Below are 14,304 nucleotides of genomic sequence, written 5' to 3' on the forward strand. Positions count from 1 at the left end.
CAGTGTTCATGGACAATCCTCCGGTCAGATGGCGCCGTGGCGTGGCGGGTTGATGCCATTGAGCCAGTAGTCGCCGATGGCGCGATATTTCCAACGCACGGGATCGTGCACGGTGTGGGTGCGGGCGTTGCGCCAGAAGCGGTCGAAACCGAACTGGGTCTGAGTGGCGCGCGAGCCGGCGAATTCGATCAGCTTGCTGCCGGCCAGCAGCGACGCCTCGGTTGAGGCAACCTTGGCCTCGGCAACGGCCACCGAAGCAGCCGCGACCGTTTCCACCGTGGGATCGGCCACGGCAATGTCGGAAAAGCGCCCTGCCCGCTCCAGCAAGGCATCGGAGGCGGCCACGCGGATCTTCACCTCGCCAATGCCGGCGATGGTGTAGGGATCCTCGTAGCCGTGATCGAGGCCGCTGTCCTTCCAGGGACGAGCATGCTTCTTCACGAAGCTCAAGGTCTCGGCGAGGGCAGCCCGTGCGATGCCGGCTTCGACGGCGGCGTGCATGATCTGCGCCACCGGCCCCATCGATGTAGGCCGATCGAAGACGGCCTTCAGCGAGATCACCGAAAAGGGATGCACCTCGACATTGTCGAGCGTGGTGGTGCCCGAGCCGGTGACCCTTTGGCCGAAGCCGGCCCAATCGTCGATGACCTCGAGACCCGGGGTCTGGCGCGGCACGAAGGAAATGGTGGAACGACCCTCGTCGTCATTGGCAACCACGGCCACCCAATGGGCGAACAAGGCACCGGTGCAATAGAATTTGCGCCCGTTGAGCCGCAGCACCGGCCCGTCCTTGCTGAGGCGGGTGTTGTGGTCCTGCGCCGTCTTGGTGCCGATCTCGGACAGGGCATTGCCGATGCGCTCGCCGGCCAGGATGCGACCGTAGAAGAAGCGTTTCTGCTCTTCGCTGCCTTCCAGGCGCAAGGCGTGCAGGATGAAGAAGTGGTTCTGCGGAATCTGGCCGATCGAGCCATCCGCCGCGGAGAGAAGAGCGATCACCTCGGCCAGCGTACCGGACGATACTTCGGCACCGCCATAGGCCTTTGGCACGGTGATGGCGAGGAGGCCTGCATCGGACAGCCAGTCGAGTTCCTCATAAGGCAAGCGCCGCTCGCGGTCGCGCTCGATCGCGGTTTCAGCAATCCTGGCCGCGACCTCACGCGCGGCAGCGAGCGCCTCGGCATCGTCCTTGATGATATGGGCCTTGCCGGCCCGCAGGGGTGGTGCCCGGAACGCGACGAGGCGCTCGGGCGGGGTATCGGCGGTCAGGGCGGCGGCGGTGGGCATGATTGAGTCCTATTCCGGGTGCGCGGGCGTCTCGCCCGCCCCTTCTTCCGGTTGGTTCGATGTTTCCAAAAGCGGGCGGGACGCCCGCGCACCCGGAGAAATCAACTCCAGGGATGGCGCGGCGGGCTCACGCCATTCAGGGCGTGGTTGCCGACGTGATAGAATTTCCAGCGCACCGGATCGTGCAGCGTATGGGTGCGCGCGTTGCGCCAGTGCCGGTCCAGATTGTACTGGCCCAGGGTCGAACGCGTGCCGCCCAGTTCGTGCAGCTTGTTGGTGGCGAGGATGGCGATCTCAGTGGTCAGCACCTTGGCCTCGGCAACCGCGACGGCAGCCGTCGTCACGCCCTCCTCGGTCGGCTGCTCCACGATCGCGTCAACAGCCCGTCCCGCCTTCTCCAGCAGGGCCTCGGCGGCATGAAGCTTGATCTTGAGGTCACCGATCTGGGCGATGGTGAAGACATCCTCATAGCCATGCTCCTGACCACTATCGATCCAGGGACGGACATTGTTGCGCACGAACTTGATGGTGTCCTCGATGGTGCCGCGCGCGATGCCGGCATCGACGGCCGCCTGGATGATCTGGGAGACCGCTCCGTTGGTCGAGGGATTCTCGCCGCCGAGATAGGCCGGTATCACCCCCTCGGCCCCCACCCGCACATTGTCGATATGGACATTGCCGCTCGCGGTGGTGCGCTGACCGAAGCTCGACCAATTGTCGATGATGGTAAGCCCCTCGGCGTCACGCGGCACGATGGCCAGATTCACCTTGCCGGCCGGATCGACGGCGCCGATATGGATGTAATGCGCGAACAGCGCCCCGGTGGCATAGAATTTCTCGCCCTTGACCCGATAGCCGTCGCCATCCGGGGTCAGCGTGGTCTCGAAGGCGCCGACATGCTTGGACTTGGCCTCGGAGAAGGCGTTGCCGAGCCGATAGCCCGCGAGCACGCGGCCGAACCACAACTTCTTCTGCTCTTCCGAAGCGGTGGACCTGATGACGTCAACCGCAGCAAGGTGGTTCTGCGGGATCTGGCCGATGGAAGGATCGGCGGCCGAGATCAGCTTGATCACCTCCGTCAGCGTCACCCAGGAGACGCCGGCGCCGCCATAGGCCTTGGGAATGGTGATGCCCCAAAGGCCGCTCTTGGAGAAACGGTCGAGCTCGGCTGCCGGCAGGATACGGTCGCGGTCGCGCAACGCCGCCCCGGCTGCGAATTCAGCCGCCAGGGTCGTGGCTGTTTCGATCGCCTCGGCATCGGAGGCGATGACATGGGCCTGGGGCTCGAGGTCGAATTGGGGCGGCGCAGAGGTGAGCGGCGGCGCAACGGAAATGGTCATGGTGATCCCGGTCTTGTTCAATCAGGCAGGGTGGAAGCCGCCATAGCCACCCTGGGCATAGACGAGCGGCCTGCCATCGGCGGTGCGGATGCCGCGCACGGCGCCGATGATGATGGAGTGGCTGTGACGGTCGATGAATTCCTCGACCTCGCAATCGACGGAGGCGAGCGCTCCTTCGAGCGCCAGGGCGCCGGTGAACAGGCGGTTCCAGCCGGCGTTCTCATAGCGGGCGGCACCCTTGATACCGCCCCGCCCCGCAAAGCGGTCGGCGATGTGGCGCTGATGGTCTGCCAGGATGTTCACGCAATAATGGCCGTAGCGGCGGATGACCGGCCAGGCCGAGGCATCGCGATTGACGCAGATGATCATGGTCGGCGGCTCGACCGACAGCGACACGGCCGAGGTCGCCGTGAGACCGGTACGCTCGTCCCCTTCACCCGCGGTGATCACGCTGACGCCGCCGGCAACCAACCGCATGGCGTCGCGCAGATTCGGCCCCGTAACCGGCGGCAGCTTCACGGCGATATTCATGTTCGTATCCGTCATCTGAAAGAAGCAGCGGAGGCCTCGCCTCCCCTTTCTTGGTGCACCCAGCGGCGCGTCGTGGGCGGATCGTGCAACAGCAACAATCTTATGTCTATAGATTTTATAGAATTTATGGCCAAAAAATTACGAAGGATCTCCCTTCGCAATGATCAATATAACGCTGTGACCGCCGACACGGCCAGCAGGAGCCACCCATCGTCCCGGCTGATTATGCCGGCAGCGACTCGACCTTTGTCATTGCCGGGCTTGACCCGGCAATCCAGGCTGTAGCGCAGTCCTTCTACCGCCGGCCTTATGGATGCCCGGGCCAAGCCCGGGCATGACAAAGGTCAGCGCCTTTATGGTTCTGGCTCAGACACGCCGCTGCACGAGACAGCAACGTGCATTCGACCAATGCCACCCTACCATGCCGGCTGGATCGCGCCCTTGAAGTTGGCGTTGATGAAATCGGCCACTTCCTGATTCTGATAGGAGGCCACCAGCTTCTTGAAGATCGGCTTGTCCTTGTCGGCCTCGCGCACGGCGATGAAGTTGCCATAGGGATTGTTGGTGCGGCTTTCCTGGATCAGCGCATCCTTGGCTGGCGTCAGGCCGGCGCCGAGGGCGTAGTTGGTGTTGATCACTGCGCCGTCGAGGTCGGGCAGTAGATTGGCAAGCTGCGAGGCCTCGATCTCCTTGAACTCGACCTTCTTGGGATTGTCGCTAACGTCGAGCACGCTCGGCACCTGGCCTTCGGCGGTCTTCAGCTTGATCAGGCCGTTGGCTTCCAGGAGCTTGAGGGCCCGGCCGCCATTGGACGGATCGTTGGGAATGCCGATGACGGCGCCTTCTTTCAGATCGGCAAAAGCCTTCAGCTTCTTCGAATAGAGGGCGATCGGCTGCACCAGCGTATAGCCGATCGGCACGATCTTGTAGCCGCGGGCCGCGATCTGGCTGTCGAGATAGGGCTTGTGCTGGAAGGCATTGGCATCGAGGTCGCCCTTCTCGAGTGCCTCGTTGGGAATGGCGTAGTCGGAGAAGGAGACCAGTTCGATGTCGAGGCCATCCTTGGCGGCGACCTTCTTGGCCACCTCCCAGATGCGCTCCTCGTCACCACCCATGACACCGAGCTTGAGCTTCTCGGCGGCAAAGGCCGCGCCGGCCGGAGCCAGAGCGAAGACCAGGGCCAGGGCGGCGCCGGCGAGGCGGCGGCGTGTCAATGTGTAGGCGGACATGGAAGTCTTTCCTGTTTTAGATAGACGTTGAATCATGCCGAGAGACCGTGGAAACGACCCTCGATTCCCTCCCGCAAATCACGGCTTTCATCCAATGATCCGCGGGGTGTTCCGGTCCCGGATGCTACGGCATCGTCGGGACTGACATCAGTCCTGTCGCACGCGCTTGTTGAGCTTGCGGGCAGCCAGGTCGCCCGCCGACTGCACGCCCTGCACGAGCAGGATGAGAATGACGACCACGGCGCCCATCACTTCGGGCATGAAGCGCTGATAGCCATAGCGGATGGCGACGTCGCCCAACCCGCCACCGCCGACCACGCCGGCCATGGCCGAATAGCCGATCAGGCTGACCGTGGTGAGGGTGAGGCCAAGCACGAGACCCGGCAGCGCCTCGGGAAACAGCACCTTGCGGATGATCTGGAACGGTGTGGCGCCGAAGGAACGCGCCGCCTCGATCAGCCCGGCGTCGACCTCGCGAATGGCGCTCTCGACGATGCGTGCGATGAAGGGCGCCACCGCGATGGTCAGGGGCACGATCACGCCTTTCAGGCCGATCGAACTGCCGACCAGCAGCCTTGTGAACGGAATGATCGCGACGATGAGGATGATGAAAGGCACCGAGCGCACCGCGTTGACGATCGCGCCAAGCACCGCATTCACCTTGGGAGAAGCCAGCAATTCGCCGCGCCGGCTGGTGGCGAGGAAGATGCCGAGGGGCAGGCCCAGGATCGTCCCGAACAGGATGGACACGCCGACCATGATCAGGGAATCGCCGGTCGCGCCCCAGATGACCTTGAGGATCTCAGGCGACATAACCGATCACCTCCCCTTGCAGATTGAGCCTCTCCACCGCCGAAACCACGGCAAGCCGGGTCGCTTCGTCGCCGGGCACCGAAACCAGAAGCGCCCCGAAGGGTTCGCCGCCGATCGTGTCGATGCGGCCGGCCAGGATGTTGATGTCGATGCCGAGAATGGTGGTCAAACGGCTGACCACCGGCGCTGTGGCGTGCGAGCCGGTGAAGGTGATGCGCAACACCGCCTGGCTGCCCGGGCTCGGCTGGTCCGAGAGCCGGCGGGCGAGATCGGCCGGCAGTTCGACACCGGTGACCCCGCGCACGAAACTGGCCGTGGTGGCGTGGCGCGGCTGGGTCAGCACCTCGAAGGCCCGCCCCGTCTCGATCAGCTTGCCGGCTTCCAGCACGGCAACCCGATGGCAGATCTCCTTGATCACCGACATTTCGTGGGTGATCAGTACGATGGTGACGCCGAGGCGCTGGTTGATATCGGCCAGCAGGGCCAGGATGGAGGCCGTCGTCTCCGGGTCGAGCGCCGAGGTCACCTCGTCGCCGAGCAGGATCTTGGGCCGGGTCGCCAAGGCGCGGGCGATGCCGACACGCTGCTTCTGGCCGCCCGACAGCTCCGCCGGATAGCGGTTGCGTTTGTCTGAGAGCCCGACAAGGTCGAGCAACGGCTCGACGCGGTCCCGGATTTCGGCGACGCCGATACCGGCCACTTCCAGGGGAAGCGCCACATTCTCGAAGACCGTGCGCGAGGACAAAAGATTGAAATGTTGGAACACCATGCCGATGGACCGGCGGACCGGGCGCAACTGGCTTTCGCTCAGGGCATCGATCTCGATGCCGTCGACGACGACACGGCCATTTGTCGGCCGCTCCAGCCCATTGATCAGCCGCAGCAGCGTCGATTTGCCGGCACCGCTGCGCCCGATCACGCCGAAGATCTCGCCGCGCGGGATTTCCAGGCTGAGATCGTCGAGCGCGAACACGGCCGCACTGCCCTTGCGCGCAGCAAAGGAACGCGACACGCGCTCGAAGCGCACGATCGGCCCGCCTGCCTCCGCCTCACCAGGCAAGGTCAGGTTTTCCACTCTCACAGGTGCGTTCACGCGACCAGTTCCTCCAGCAGGGAGTGCAGGCGCCTGGCGACCTGGCCTGAAAGATAGCGTTCGGCATCACGCGGACCCACGAAGGTCATGCCGTCGAACCGGCTGAAGCGCCGGCTGGCGGCATGAAACGCAAAGCGGCGCGCCTGGGGTTCGCGCACCACGATGCCGACTGCGGCACCGGAGATCTCAATAACATAGGATTCGGAATTGGAGGGATGGGACATGGATAAAGCCGCCACCTGGTGGCGCTCCGAAAAAACAGGGAATGCATGTGATTATACGGGCTTCAGCAACAACAGCAGCCGCAACACATCTTTCCGTCTGGCTTTCCGATATCCGTTCCGCTGACAACGATCATGGGACACTTCCTGTCTGGAGCCCACGACATCAGCCGTGGCGCTTTAGCGTTTGATGACGCGGCGCAAGCTGCTCGCTCAAATCCCCGCGACCGACTCCCTGGGAAGCCGATGACACAAAAATAAATAGTCCACAAAATTAGTCAACTGTTGTTCGGCGATTTTTTCGATGTCCACAACCGGGCATCCCGAACAGCGCTGCGCCTTTACATAAACCGCTGTCGGGCGGAACTCAACCTACCGTAATGATCAGACAATAAGCGCAAAGCAGGCCGGCAACGCTTCGAGTCACTAGTCGAAACCGCACGCTCGCCATATACAGGGCATAATTGCGTGTTTTGCGTCGACGAGACACGACGAAAGACGCCATATCGTCCTGCCTCCGCCCTTCACCGGCAGGTCGATGACGGTATTTGTGCCGGAATTTCTGTCCGGCACGGCCAGCATTCCGCCCTCCGGCGGCTTCTTCCTCTTACAGATATTTGCGAAAGACCTTCCAGCCCAGCCTGCCGTCGGGCCCCTTGTGCCACGAGCCAAAGCAGCAGAGATTGGAACGGTTTGAGGCTGGCACCCTGCCGCGTCAGATCATCGGCGGCAGCCATTCCTCCCGGGATGACAAAATACGGCCGCCGGAGCAGATGCTTTCAGGTTGGGACGCGCTTCCTGCCCGAAATCATCTGCTTGAATATTGAGAAAATGCAGTACGTGCTGGCTTCGTCCGAGCGATGAAACCGGAGGTTCTGCAAGGGGAGTCATAACGCTCGGCAGAGGCCAAGCCCGGAGTGGCGACCGCAATCGCTTCACCGGGAAGGGTCAGGCGCGCGACTTTGGTCGTGCGGGTGCCGCAAGAGAGGAAGCGAGACGTGCTGGACGCGTTTTTCAAACTGAAGGAACAGGGCACTTCGGTGCGGACGGAGGTGATCGCCGGCATCACCACCTTCCTCACCATGGCCTACATCATCTTCGTCAATCCGGAGATCCTGTCGACCACCGGCATGGACCGCAATGCGGTCTTCGTCGCGACCTGCCTGGCAGCCGCCCTCGGCTCGCTGATCATGGGCCTGGTCGCCCGGTGGCCGATCGGCATGGCGCCGGGCATGGGCCTGAACGCCTTCTTTGCCTTCACCGTCGTCGCCACCATGGGCTTTACCTGGCAGCAGGCCCTCGGCGCGGTGTTCATCTCCGGCTGTATCTTCCTGCTCCTGACCGTCACCGGCGTGCGCAGTTGGCTGATCGCCGGCATTCCGCATTCGATGCGATCGGCCATCGCGGCCGGCATCGGCCTGTTCCTCGGCATCATCGCCCTCAAGAGCTCGGGCATCGTGGTCGCCAGCCCCGCCACGCTGGTGACCCTGGGGTCGCTCAAGGAAACCGGCACGCTGCTGGCCATCCTCGGCTTCTTCATCATCGCAGCCCTCGACGTGCTCAAGGTACGCGGCGCCATCCTGATCGGTATTCTCGTCATCACCGCGCTTTCGATCGCGCTCGGCGTCAGCAAGTTCGGTGGCGTCATTTCCATGCCGCCCTCCATCCTGCCGACCTTCCTGCAGCTCGACCTCGTGGGCGCCATGCATGCGGGCCTGGTGCATGTCATCCTGGTGTTCGTGCTGGTCGAGGTGTTCGATGCGACCGGTACGCTGATCGGTGTCGCCAAGCGCGCCGGCCTGATCCAGCCCGACAAGCCCAACCGGCTCGGCCGCGCTTTGCTGGCCGACAGCTCCGCCATCCTCGCCGGCTCGCTGCTCGGCACCTCCTCGACCACCGCCTATGTCGAGAGCGTGTCCGGCGTGCAGGCCGGCGGGCGCACCGGCCTTACCGCCATCGTCATCGCCATCCTGTTCCTGGCCGCCCTGTTCTTCTCACCGCTCGCCGGTTCCGTGCCGGTCTATGCCACCGCGCCAGCCCTACTCTATGTCGCCTGCTTGATGATGCGCGAACTGCTCGAGGTGGAGTGGGACGACATCACCGAGGCCGCTCCGGCCGCGCTGACCGCGCTGATGATGCCCTTTACCTACTCCATCGCCAACGGCCTTGCCTTCGGCTTCATCAGCTATTGCGCCCTCAAGACCCTCACCGGCCGCCCGCAGCAGGTGCATCTGGCCACCTGGCTGGTCGCCGTCCTGTTCGTGGTCCGCTTCGCCTTCTTCTCGGGTGGTTGAGATTCCGATCGTCGGAGAACGGCACAAACAAAAGGGCCGGGGCAGCATCGCTGCCCCGGCTTTTTCGTATAAGCGGCAGGATCAGACGTAGGAGAGAATGCGGCTTGCCAATTGCGAATTGCGGTCCTCGTCGCGGCGCGGGCGCGGCAGCTCGACGGCCAGGTCGAGCGCGACGGCGCCTTCACGCAGCACGATGACCCGGTCGGCCAGCGCGACCGCTTCCGACACGTCGTGGGTGATCAGGATGGCGGTGAAGCCATGCTCGCGCCAGATCCGCGAGAGCAATTGATGCATCTCCACCCGCGTCATGGCATCGAGCGCGCCGAAGGGCTCGTCGAGCAGCAGGATGTCGGGCCGGCTGACCAAGGCGCGCGCCAGGGCAACACGCTGCCTCTGCCCACCCGACAACACGCTCGGCCATTCATTGGCCCGGTCTCCCAGCCCTACTTCATCGAGCGCGGCCTGGGCCAGGCCGCGCCAATTGGGGCCACGCGCAATGCCGACATTGCCGATCACACGCTGCCAGGGCAGCAGCCGCGCATCCTGAAACATCAGCCTTGCGCCGGCATGGGCTCCCTGAAAGGCCGCTCCGCCCACCGAGACCTCGCCGGCGCTGGGTCGATCGAGACCCGCGATGAGGCGCAGAAGCGTGGATTTGCCGCCGCCCGAGCGCCCGACCACGGCGACGAATTCGCCGGGCTCGATGGTGAGGTTGAGCCTGTCGAGCACCACGCGATGATCGAAGGCCTTGGAAGCCCCCTTCAACTCGATCGCCAGCCCCTTGGGCTTCGGCGCCGGCCGGGCGAAATCGGACGGGGCCAGGCTGTTACGCGTCAGTTCGGGGGCGAAATAGCCATCCTCTATAGGGAGCAGAGCATTGGTCATGCCAGTGCCTCCCGGCGGGGCCGCGCATAGGTGGGATGCCATTGCAGGGCAGCCTGTTCGAGCAGCTTCACCAAAGTGTCCGAGAGCTTGCCGAGCACGGCATAGATGATCACGCCGAGCAGGATGACGTCCGTCTGCAGGAATTCACGGGCATTCATGGTCATGTAGCCGATGCCGGAGGAGGCCGAGATGGTCTCGGCCACGATCAGCGTCAGCCACATGATGCCGAGGCCGTAGCGCAGGCCCACGAAGACCGATGGCAGGGCGCCTGGCAGGATTACCCGCCAGAACCGGGCCACCGGCCCCAGGCCGTAGACGCGTGCCATCTCGGTGAGATGCGGATCGATGGTGCGGATGCCGTGATAGGTATTGATGTAGACGGGAAAGAGCACGCCGAGAACGACCAGGAAGATCTTGGCGCTTTCGCCGATGCCGAACCACAGGATCACCAGCGGAATGATGGCCAGATGCGGCACGTTGCGCAGCATCTGCAAAGTGGAGTCGAGCAGCAATTCGGCCGGACGCCAGACGCCGTTGGCGACGCCGAGCGCGAAGCCGATCAGGCCGCCAATGGCCAGGCCCTGCAGGGCGCGTCCGGCACTGACACCGACATTGTGCAGGAGGGTGCCATCCTGGAGGGTCTGCCAGAAGGCGAGCGCCACTGCGCTCGGCGCCGACAATACTCGCGCCTGCAGCCAGCCGAGATCGGCGGCAAGCTCCCAGCCGGCCAGCAGCAGCACCGGCAGCAACCAGGGCACTAGGCGACGGGCCAGTCCATTCAAGCGTCGCGAAGCCATCGGCCCCTCCCTTGTCAGAGCGTCACGCCGGGGCGGAGCGCATCGGCGATCTTGATCGCCTTGGGGATGAGGCCGAGCTTATGGAAGGTATCGGCGATCTGCTGCTGGGCGGCCACCGTCTCGGCCGTGATCGGCTGCACGTTCCAGGATTGCCGGCCGAGCGCCAGCTTGAGCACGGGGGCCGGAATGCCGACGGCGGGGGCCAACTCTTTCGCCGCTTCGTCGACATGGTCCTTCGCCCATTGGTCGATCTCGTTGATGGCGGCGAGGACGGCGTCGATCGCGGCCGGATTGGCTTCGGTGAAGGAGCGCTCGCCCAGATAGAACTGCCGGTTGGCGACCAGGCCCTCGCCATTGGCAAGCTGGCGCGCCTCGACGGCGATCTCCGCCGCTGCCTGGAAGGGATCCCAGATCACCCAGGCATCGATGTCGCCATGCTCGAAGGCGGCCCGCGCATCGGAAGGTGTGAGGAACACCGTCTGGATGTCGCCATAGGCCAGTCCGGCCTTTTCCAGCGCCTTGACCAGAAGATAGTGAACGTTCGATCCCTTGTTGAGCCCGACCTTCTTGCCCTTGAGTTCCGCCACCGATTGCAGCGGACTGTCCTTGCGCACCAGGATCGCCTCGCTGAGGGGAGCCGCCGGTTCGTTGGCGACATAGACCAGCGGTGCGCCGGCCGCCTGGGCGAAGATCGGCGGGGCCTCGCCGGTGATGCCGAAATCCAGCGCGCCGACATTCAGGGCTTCCAGCAATTGCGGACCGCCGGGAAACTCCGTCCAGGTCACGCCGAAACCCAGAGGCTCGAGCTTGCGTTCAAGATTGCCGCGCGCCTTCAGCAACAGGAAAGTGCCGTATTTCTGGTAGCCGACACGGATCGTCTTCGTCGCGGCGCGCGCGGGTCCGAGGGCGGCGGTCACGGCGAAGGCGGGCGCGGCGGCAAGCAGAGAGCGGCGGGTCCAGAGCGCAGTCATCAGGTCATCCTTGAGGGTATCGGCGCCATAATCCCAATAGTTGATAGATTTAGTCAATAATTAATTTCCTGTCTCGACTGCATGAATTTTGCCCACGATTCAGGTCGCGTTTCCCTCACGGACTGTTCGCGACCTGATTCCGATCCAGCATCTAACTCTTTGCTATGAAAGCTTAATTTCGGCAGATTTCTTTTATAATTCTATATAGTCTATAAAATCAGTTGACTTATAAATACCGCCATGGTCGATTTCACATAGAGATTCAACCGAACGGTCCAATGCCATGACGACTTCAGCCGAAAGCCTGCCTATCCTCGATTTCCGTTGGTTCGAGGCCGGAGCCGCAGAGCGCGCGGCCTTCCTCCAGAACCTGCGCGAGGCAGCTCGCGGTCCCGGCTTCTTCTACCTGACCGGCCACGGCGTCCCCCAGCAGTTGATCGATGATGTGCTGCGCCTGTCGCGCCGCTTCTTCGACCTGCCCGAACAGGACAAGCTGGCGATCGAAATGATCAACTCGCCGCATTTCCGCGGCTACAACCGGGCCGGCTTCGAGCATACGCGCGGCAAGCCGGACTGGCGCGAGCAGGTGGATATCGGCGCCGAAAAGAGGGCCCGCCCCCTCGATCCCACCGCACCGGCCTGGCATCGCCTGCAGGGGCCCAATCAATGGCCTGAAGCCTTGCCCGAACTGCAGCTCATCACACTGCGCTATCTCCAGGAGGTCACCCAGCTCGGCATTCGCGTGCTCAGCGCCTTCGCGCTCGCCTTGGGCCAGAAGGCCGATGCCTTCCAGCCGATCTACACGCCCGAACCCAACCAGCTCCTCAAGATCGTGCGCTATCCCGGTCGTGAAGCCGGTGAGGATGACCAAGGCGTCGGCGCGCACAAGGATTCGGGCTTCCTCACGCTGCTTCTGCAGGATGTCCAGGGCGGTCTGCAGGTCGAGGGCGCGCATGGCTGGATCGAGGCTCCCCCTATCCCCGGCACTTTCGTCGTCAATATCGGCGAGATCCTGGAACTGGCCTCGAATGGCTATCTGCGCGCCAACGTCCATCGCGTCGTCTCGCCACCGGCCGGTACCGATCGGCTGTCGGTGCCCTTCTTCCTCGGTGCCAATCTTGAGGCCGAAGTACCGCTGCTAACGCTGGCACCGGAGTTTGCCGCCCAAGCACGCGGCCTGACGCAGGACCCGCTCAATCCGCTCTTCCGAGAGGCTGGGCGCAACTATCTCAAGAGCCGCCTGCGTTCCCATCCCGACGTCGCCCGCCGCCACCATCCCGACCTGATCGACACCAGCAAGCCGGTGCAGGTCGCCTCCGCCTACTGATTTTCGGTTCGATCTTCAAAGCCACGCTTCAGGAGCCATTGGCATGACCACCGATTCCCGACATTTCGAGACCCTTGCCCTGCATGGCGGCAGCTATCGCGCTGACCCGGCCACCGGCGCCGTGGCGGTGCCGATCTACCAGACCACCTCCTACCAGTTCCAGGATACCGGCCACGCCGCGCGTCTTTTCGCACTCGAGGAACTCGGCAATATCTATACGCGCGTGCAGAACCCGACGACCGACGCGCTGGAGCAGCGCATTGCCGCCCTCGAAGGTGGCGCGGCCGCGTTGGCCGTTTCGTCGGGACAGACGGCCTCGGCCTATTCGATCCTCAATCTGGCCCAGGCCGGCGACAACGTCGTCTCGTCCACCGACCTCTATGGCGGCACCTGGACCCTGTTCGCCTCGACACTCAAGCAATTCGGCGTCGAAGTCCGCTTCGTCGATCCCTCCGATCCGGAGAATTTCCGCCGAGCAAGCGACGACAAAACCCGTGCCTTCTACGCCGAAACGCTGCCCAATCCCAAGCTGCAGGTACTGCCGATCCGCGAGATCGCCGATATCGGCCGCTCGCTCGGCATTCCGCTCATCGTCGACAACACCGCCGCGCCGCTGATCGCCCGCCCGCTCGAACATGGCGCCGCCGTCGTGGTCTATTCGGCGACCAAATATATCGGCGGCCACGGCACCTCCATCGGCGGCCTGATCGTCGACGGCGGCAATTTCCCCTGGGAGGACCATGCCGACCGCTTTCCGCTGCTGACCCAGCCGGACGAGGCCTATCACGGCGCGATCTGGACCGAGGCCGCCAAGCCGCTCGGGCCGATCGCCTATATCCTGCGCGTGCGGGTGAAGCTGCTGCGCGACGTCGGTGCGGCCCTGTCGCCCTTCAACGCCTTCCAGCTGCTGCAGGGGCTGGAAACCCTGCCGCTGCGCCTGCGCCAGCACAATGAGAACGCCGTCAAGGTGGCGGACTTCCTCGCCAAGCAGGCCACCGTCAGCCACGTCATCTTCCCCGGCCTGCAGTCGGACGAGAACCGCCGTCGCGCCGAGGCCTATCTCAAGGGCGGCTATGGTGCCCTGGTCGGCTTCGAGCTCAAGGGCGGTGTGGAGGCCGGCAAACGCTTCATCGACGCACTCAAGCTGCTCTACCACGTCGCCAATATCGGTGATGCCCGCTCGCTCGCCATCCACCCGGCCTCGACCACCCATCAGCAGCTGACGCCGGAAGACCAGCTCGCCACCGGCGTGACGCCCGGCTATGTGCGCTTGTCCATCGGCATCGAGCACCCGGACGACATCATCGCCGACCTGACCCAGGCCCTGGCCGCTGCCGAAGGCGAGCACGACGCGGCGGAACGCAAGGCGGCTTGAGACATGGTCCGGGAATAATGAACCACCACCTTTGTCATGCCCGGGCTTGATCCGGGCATCCAGGAGCCTCCGTCTTCGACGTGTGGAAGGGAAACTGGATTGCCGGGTCAAGCCCGGCAATGACAAACGTCGAGCCAATTCGTT

General features: G+C 63.9%; 14 protein-coding genes. 4 read left to right on the forward strand and 10 right to left on the reverse strand.

Annotated elements, in window-relative coordinates; all coding sequences use genetic code 11:
• Positions 1–24: 24 nt before the first annotated feature.
• The 7 genes from QM672_RS15820 to QM672_RS15850 all read right to left on the reverse strand — a co-directional run bounded on the left by QM672_RS15820 (position 25) and on the right by QM672_RS15850 (position 6,514).
• Positions 25–1,284: an SfnB family sulfur acquisition oxidoreductase gene (locus tag QM672_RS15820; RefSeq protein ID WP_311933104.1), complete on the reverse strand. Its 1,260-nt coding sequence runs from the start codon at positions 1,282–1,284 to the stop codon at positions 25–27.
• Positions 1,285–1,385: 101 nt separating this feature from the next.
• Complete coding sequence (locus tag QM672_RS15825) at positions 1,386–2,624, reverse strand: SfnB family sulfur acquisition oxidoreductase (RefSeq protein ID WP_367625668.1); 1,239 nt, start codon at positions 2,622–2,624, stop codon at positions 1,386–1,388.
• A 21-nt stretch (positions 2,625–2,645) separates the two neighbouring features.
• The gene (locus QM672_RS15830) at positions 2,646–3,155 is read right to left on the reverse strand and encodes a flavin reductase family protein (RefSeq protein WP_311933106.1); all 510 of its coding nucleotides are present in this window, start codon (positions 3,153–3,155) and stop codon (positions 2,646–2,648) included.
• A gap of 416 nt (positions 3,156–3,571) precedes the next feature.
• The gene (locus tag QM672_RS15835; RefSeq protein ID WP_367625667.1) at positions 3,572–4,384 is read right to left on the reverse strand and encodes a MetQ/NlpA family ABC transporter substrate-binding protein; all 813 of its coding nucleotides are present in this window, start codon (positions 4,382–4,384) and stop codon (positions 3,572–3,574) included.
• Between the two features lie 147 nt (positions 4,385–4,531).
• Positions 4,532–5,197 carry a methionine ABC transporter permease gene (locus QM672_RS15840; protein ID WP_149254592.1) on the reverse strand — a complete coding sequence of 222 codons (666 nt, stop codon included), beginning with the start codon at positions 5,195–5,197 and terminating at the stop codon, positions 4,532–4,534.
• On the reverse strand, positions 5,187–6,290 hold the full coding sequence (locus QM672_RS15845) for a methionine ABC transporter ATP-binding protein (RefSeq protein ID WP_394309828.1): 1,104 nt from the start codon (positions 6,288–6,290) through the stop codon (positions 5,187–5,189). The genes QM672_RS15840 and QM672_RS15845 overlap by 11 nt, the downstream gene beginning before the upstream one ends.
• The gene (locus QM672_RS15850; RefSeq protein ID WP_068287353.1) at positions 6,287–6,514 is read right to left on the reverse strand and encodes a hypothetical protein; all 228 of its coding nucleotides are present in this window, start codon (positions 6,512–6,514) and stop codon (positions 6,287–6,289) included. Before QM672_RS15850 ends, QM672_RS15845 begins: the two co-directional genes overlap by 4 nt.
• Here QM672_RS15850 and QM672_RS15855 point away from each other — a divergent pair.
• Together QM672_RS15855 and QM672_RS15860 are read left to right on the forward strand one after the other, a co-directional pair.
• Complete coding sequence (locus QM672_RS15855; protein WP_311933110.1) at positions 6,513–6,638, forward strand: hypothetical protein; 126 nt, start codon at positions 6,513–6,515, stop codon at positions 6,636–6,638. The two genes, QM672_RS15850 and QM672_RS15855, sit on opposite strands and share 2 nt — an antisense overlap.
• Before the next feature lie 871 nt (positions 6,639–7,509).
• Positions 7,510–8,805 (forward strand): NCS2 family permease, encoded by a 1,296-nt coding sequence (locus QM672_RS15860; RefSeq protein ID WP_311933112.1) that lies wholly within the window; start codon positions 7,510–7,512, stop codon positions 8,803–8,805.
• Between the two features lie 81 nt (positions 8,806–8,886).
• On the opposite strand, the gene QM672_RS15865 is transcribed toward QM672_RS15860, so the two are convergent.
• From QM672_RS15865 to QM672_RS15875, 3 genes are read right to left on the reverse strand one after another with little or no spacing between them, the layout of a single operon-like run.
• Positions 8,887–9,690, reverse strand: coding sequence for an ATP-binding cassette domain-containing protein (locus QM672_RS15865; protein WP_311933114.1), 804 nt, complete (start codon positions 9,688–9,690; stop codon positions 8,887–8,889).
• Entirely contained in the window at positions 9,687–10,487 is an 801-nt protein-coding gene (locus tag QM672_RS15870; protein WP_311933116.1) for an ABC transporter permease subunit, read from the reverse strand. Before QM672_RS15870 ends, QM672_RS15865 begins: the two co-directional genes overlap by 4 nt.
• A gap of 14 nt (positions 10,488–10,501) precedes the next feature.
• A complete protein-coding gene (locus QM672_RS15875) occupies positions 10,502–11,458 on the reverse strand; it encodes a sulfonate ABC transporter substrate-binding protein (protein ID WP_415083784.1) in 957 nt (318 codons plus the stop codon).
• A gap of 283 nt (positions 11,459–11,741) precedes the next feature.
• Here QM672_RS15875 and QM672_RS15880 point away from each other — a divergent pair, with 283 nt between their 5' ends.
• A complete protein-coding gene (locus QM672_RS15880) occupies positions 11,742–12,785 on the forward strand; it encodes an isopenicillin N synthase family dioxygenase (protein ID WP_415083691.1) in 1,044 nt (347 codons plus the stop codon).
• A 43-nt stretch (positions 12,786–12,828) separates the two neighbouring features.
• The gene (locus QM672_RS15885) at positions 12,829–14,160 is read left to right on the forward strand and encodes an O-acetylhomoserine aminocarboxypropyltransferase/cysteine synthase family protein (RefSeq protein WP_367625664.1); all 1,332 of its coding nucleotides are present in this window, start codon (positions 12,829–12,831) and stop codon (positions 14,158–14,160) included.
• Positions 14,161–14,304: the final 144 nt, after the last annotated feature.

This window comes from Labrys sp. (in: a-proteobacteria), from assembly GCF_047605565.1.
GTDB lineage: Bacteria > Pseudomonadota > Alphaproteobacteria > Rhizobiales > Labraceae > Labrys > Labrys neptuniae.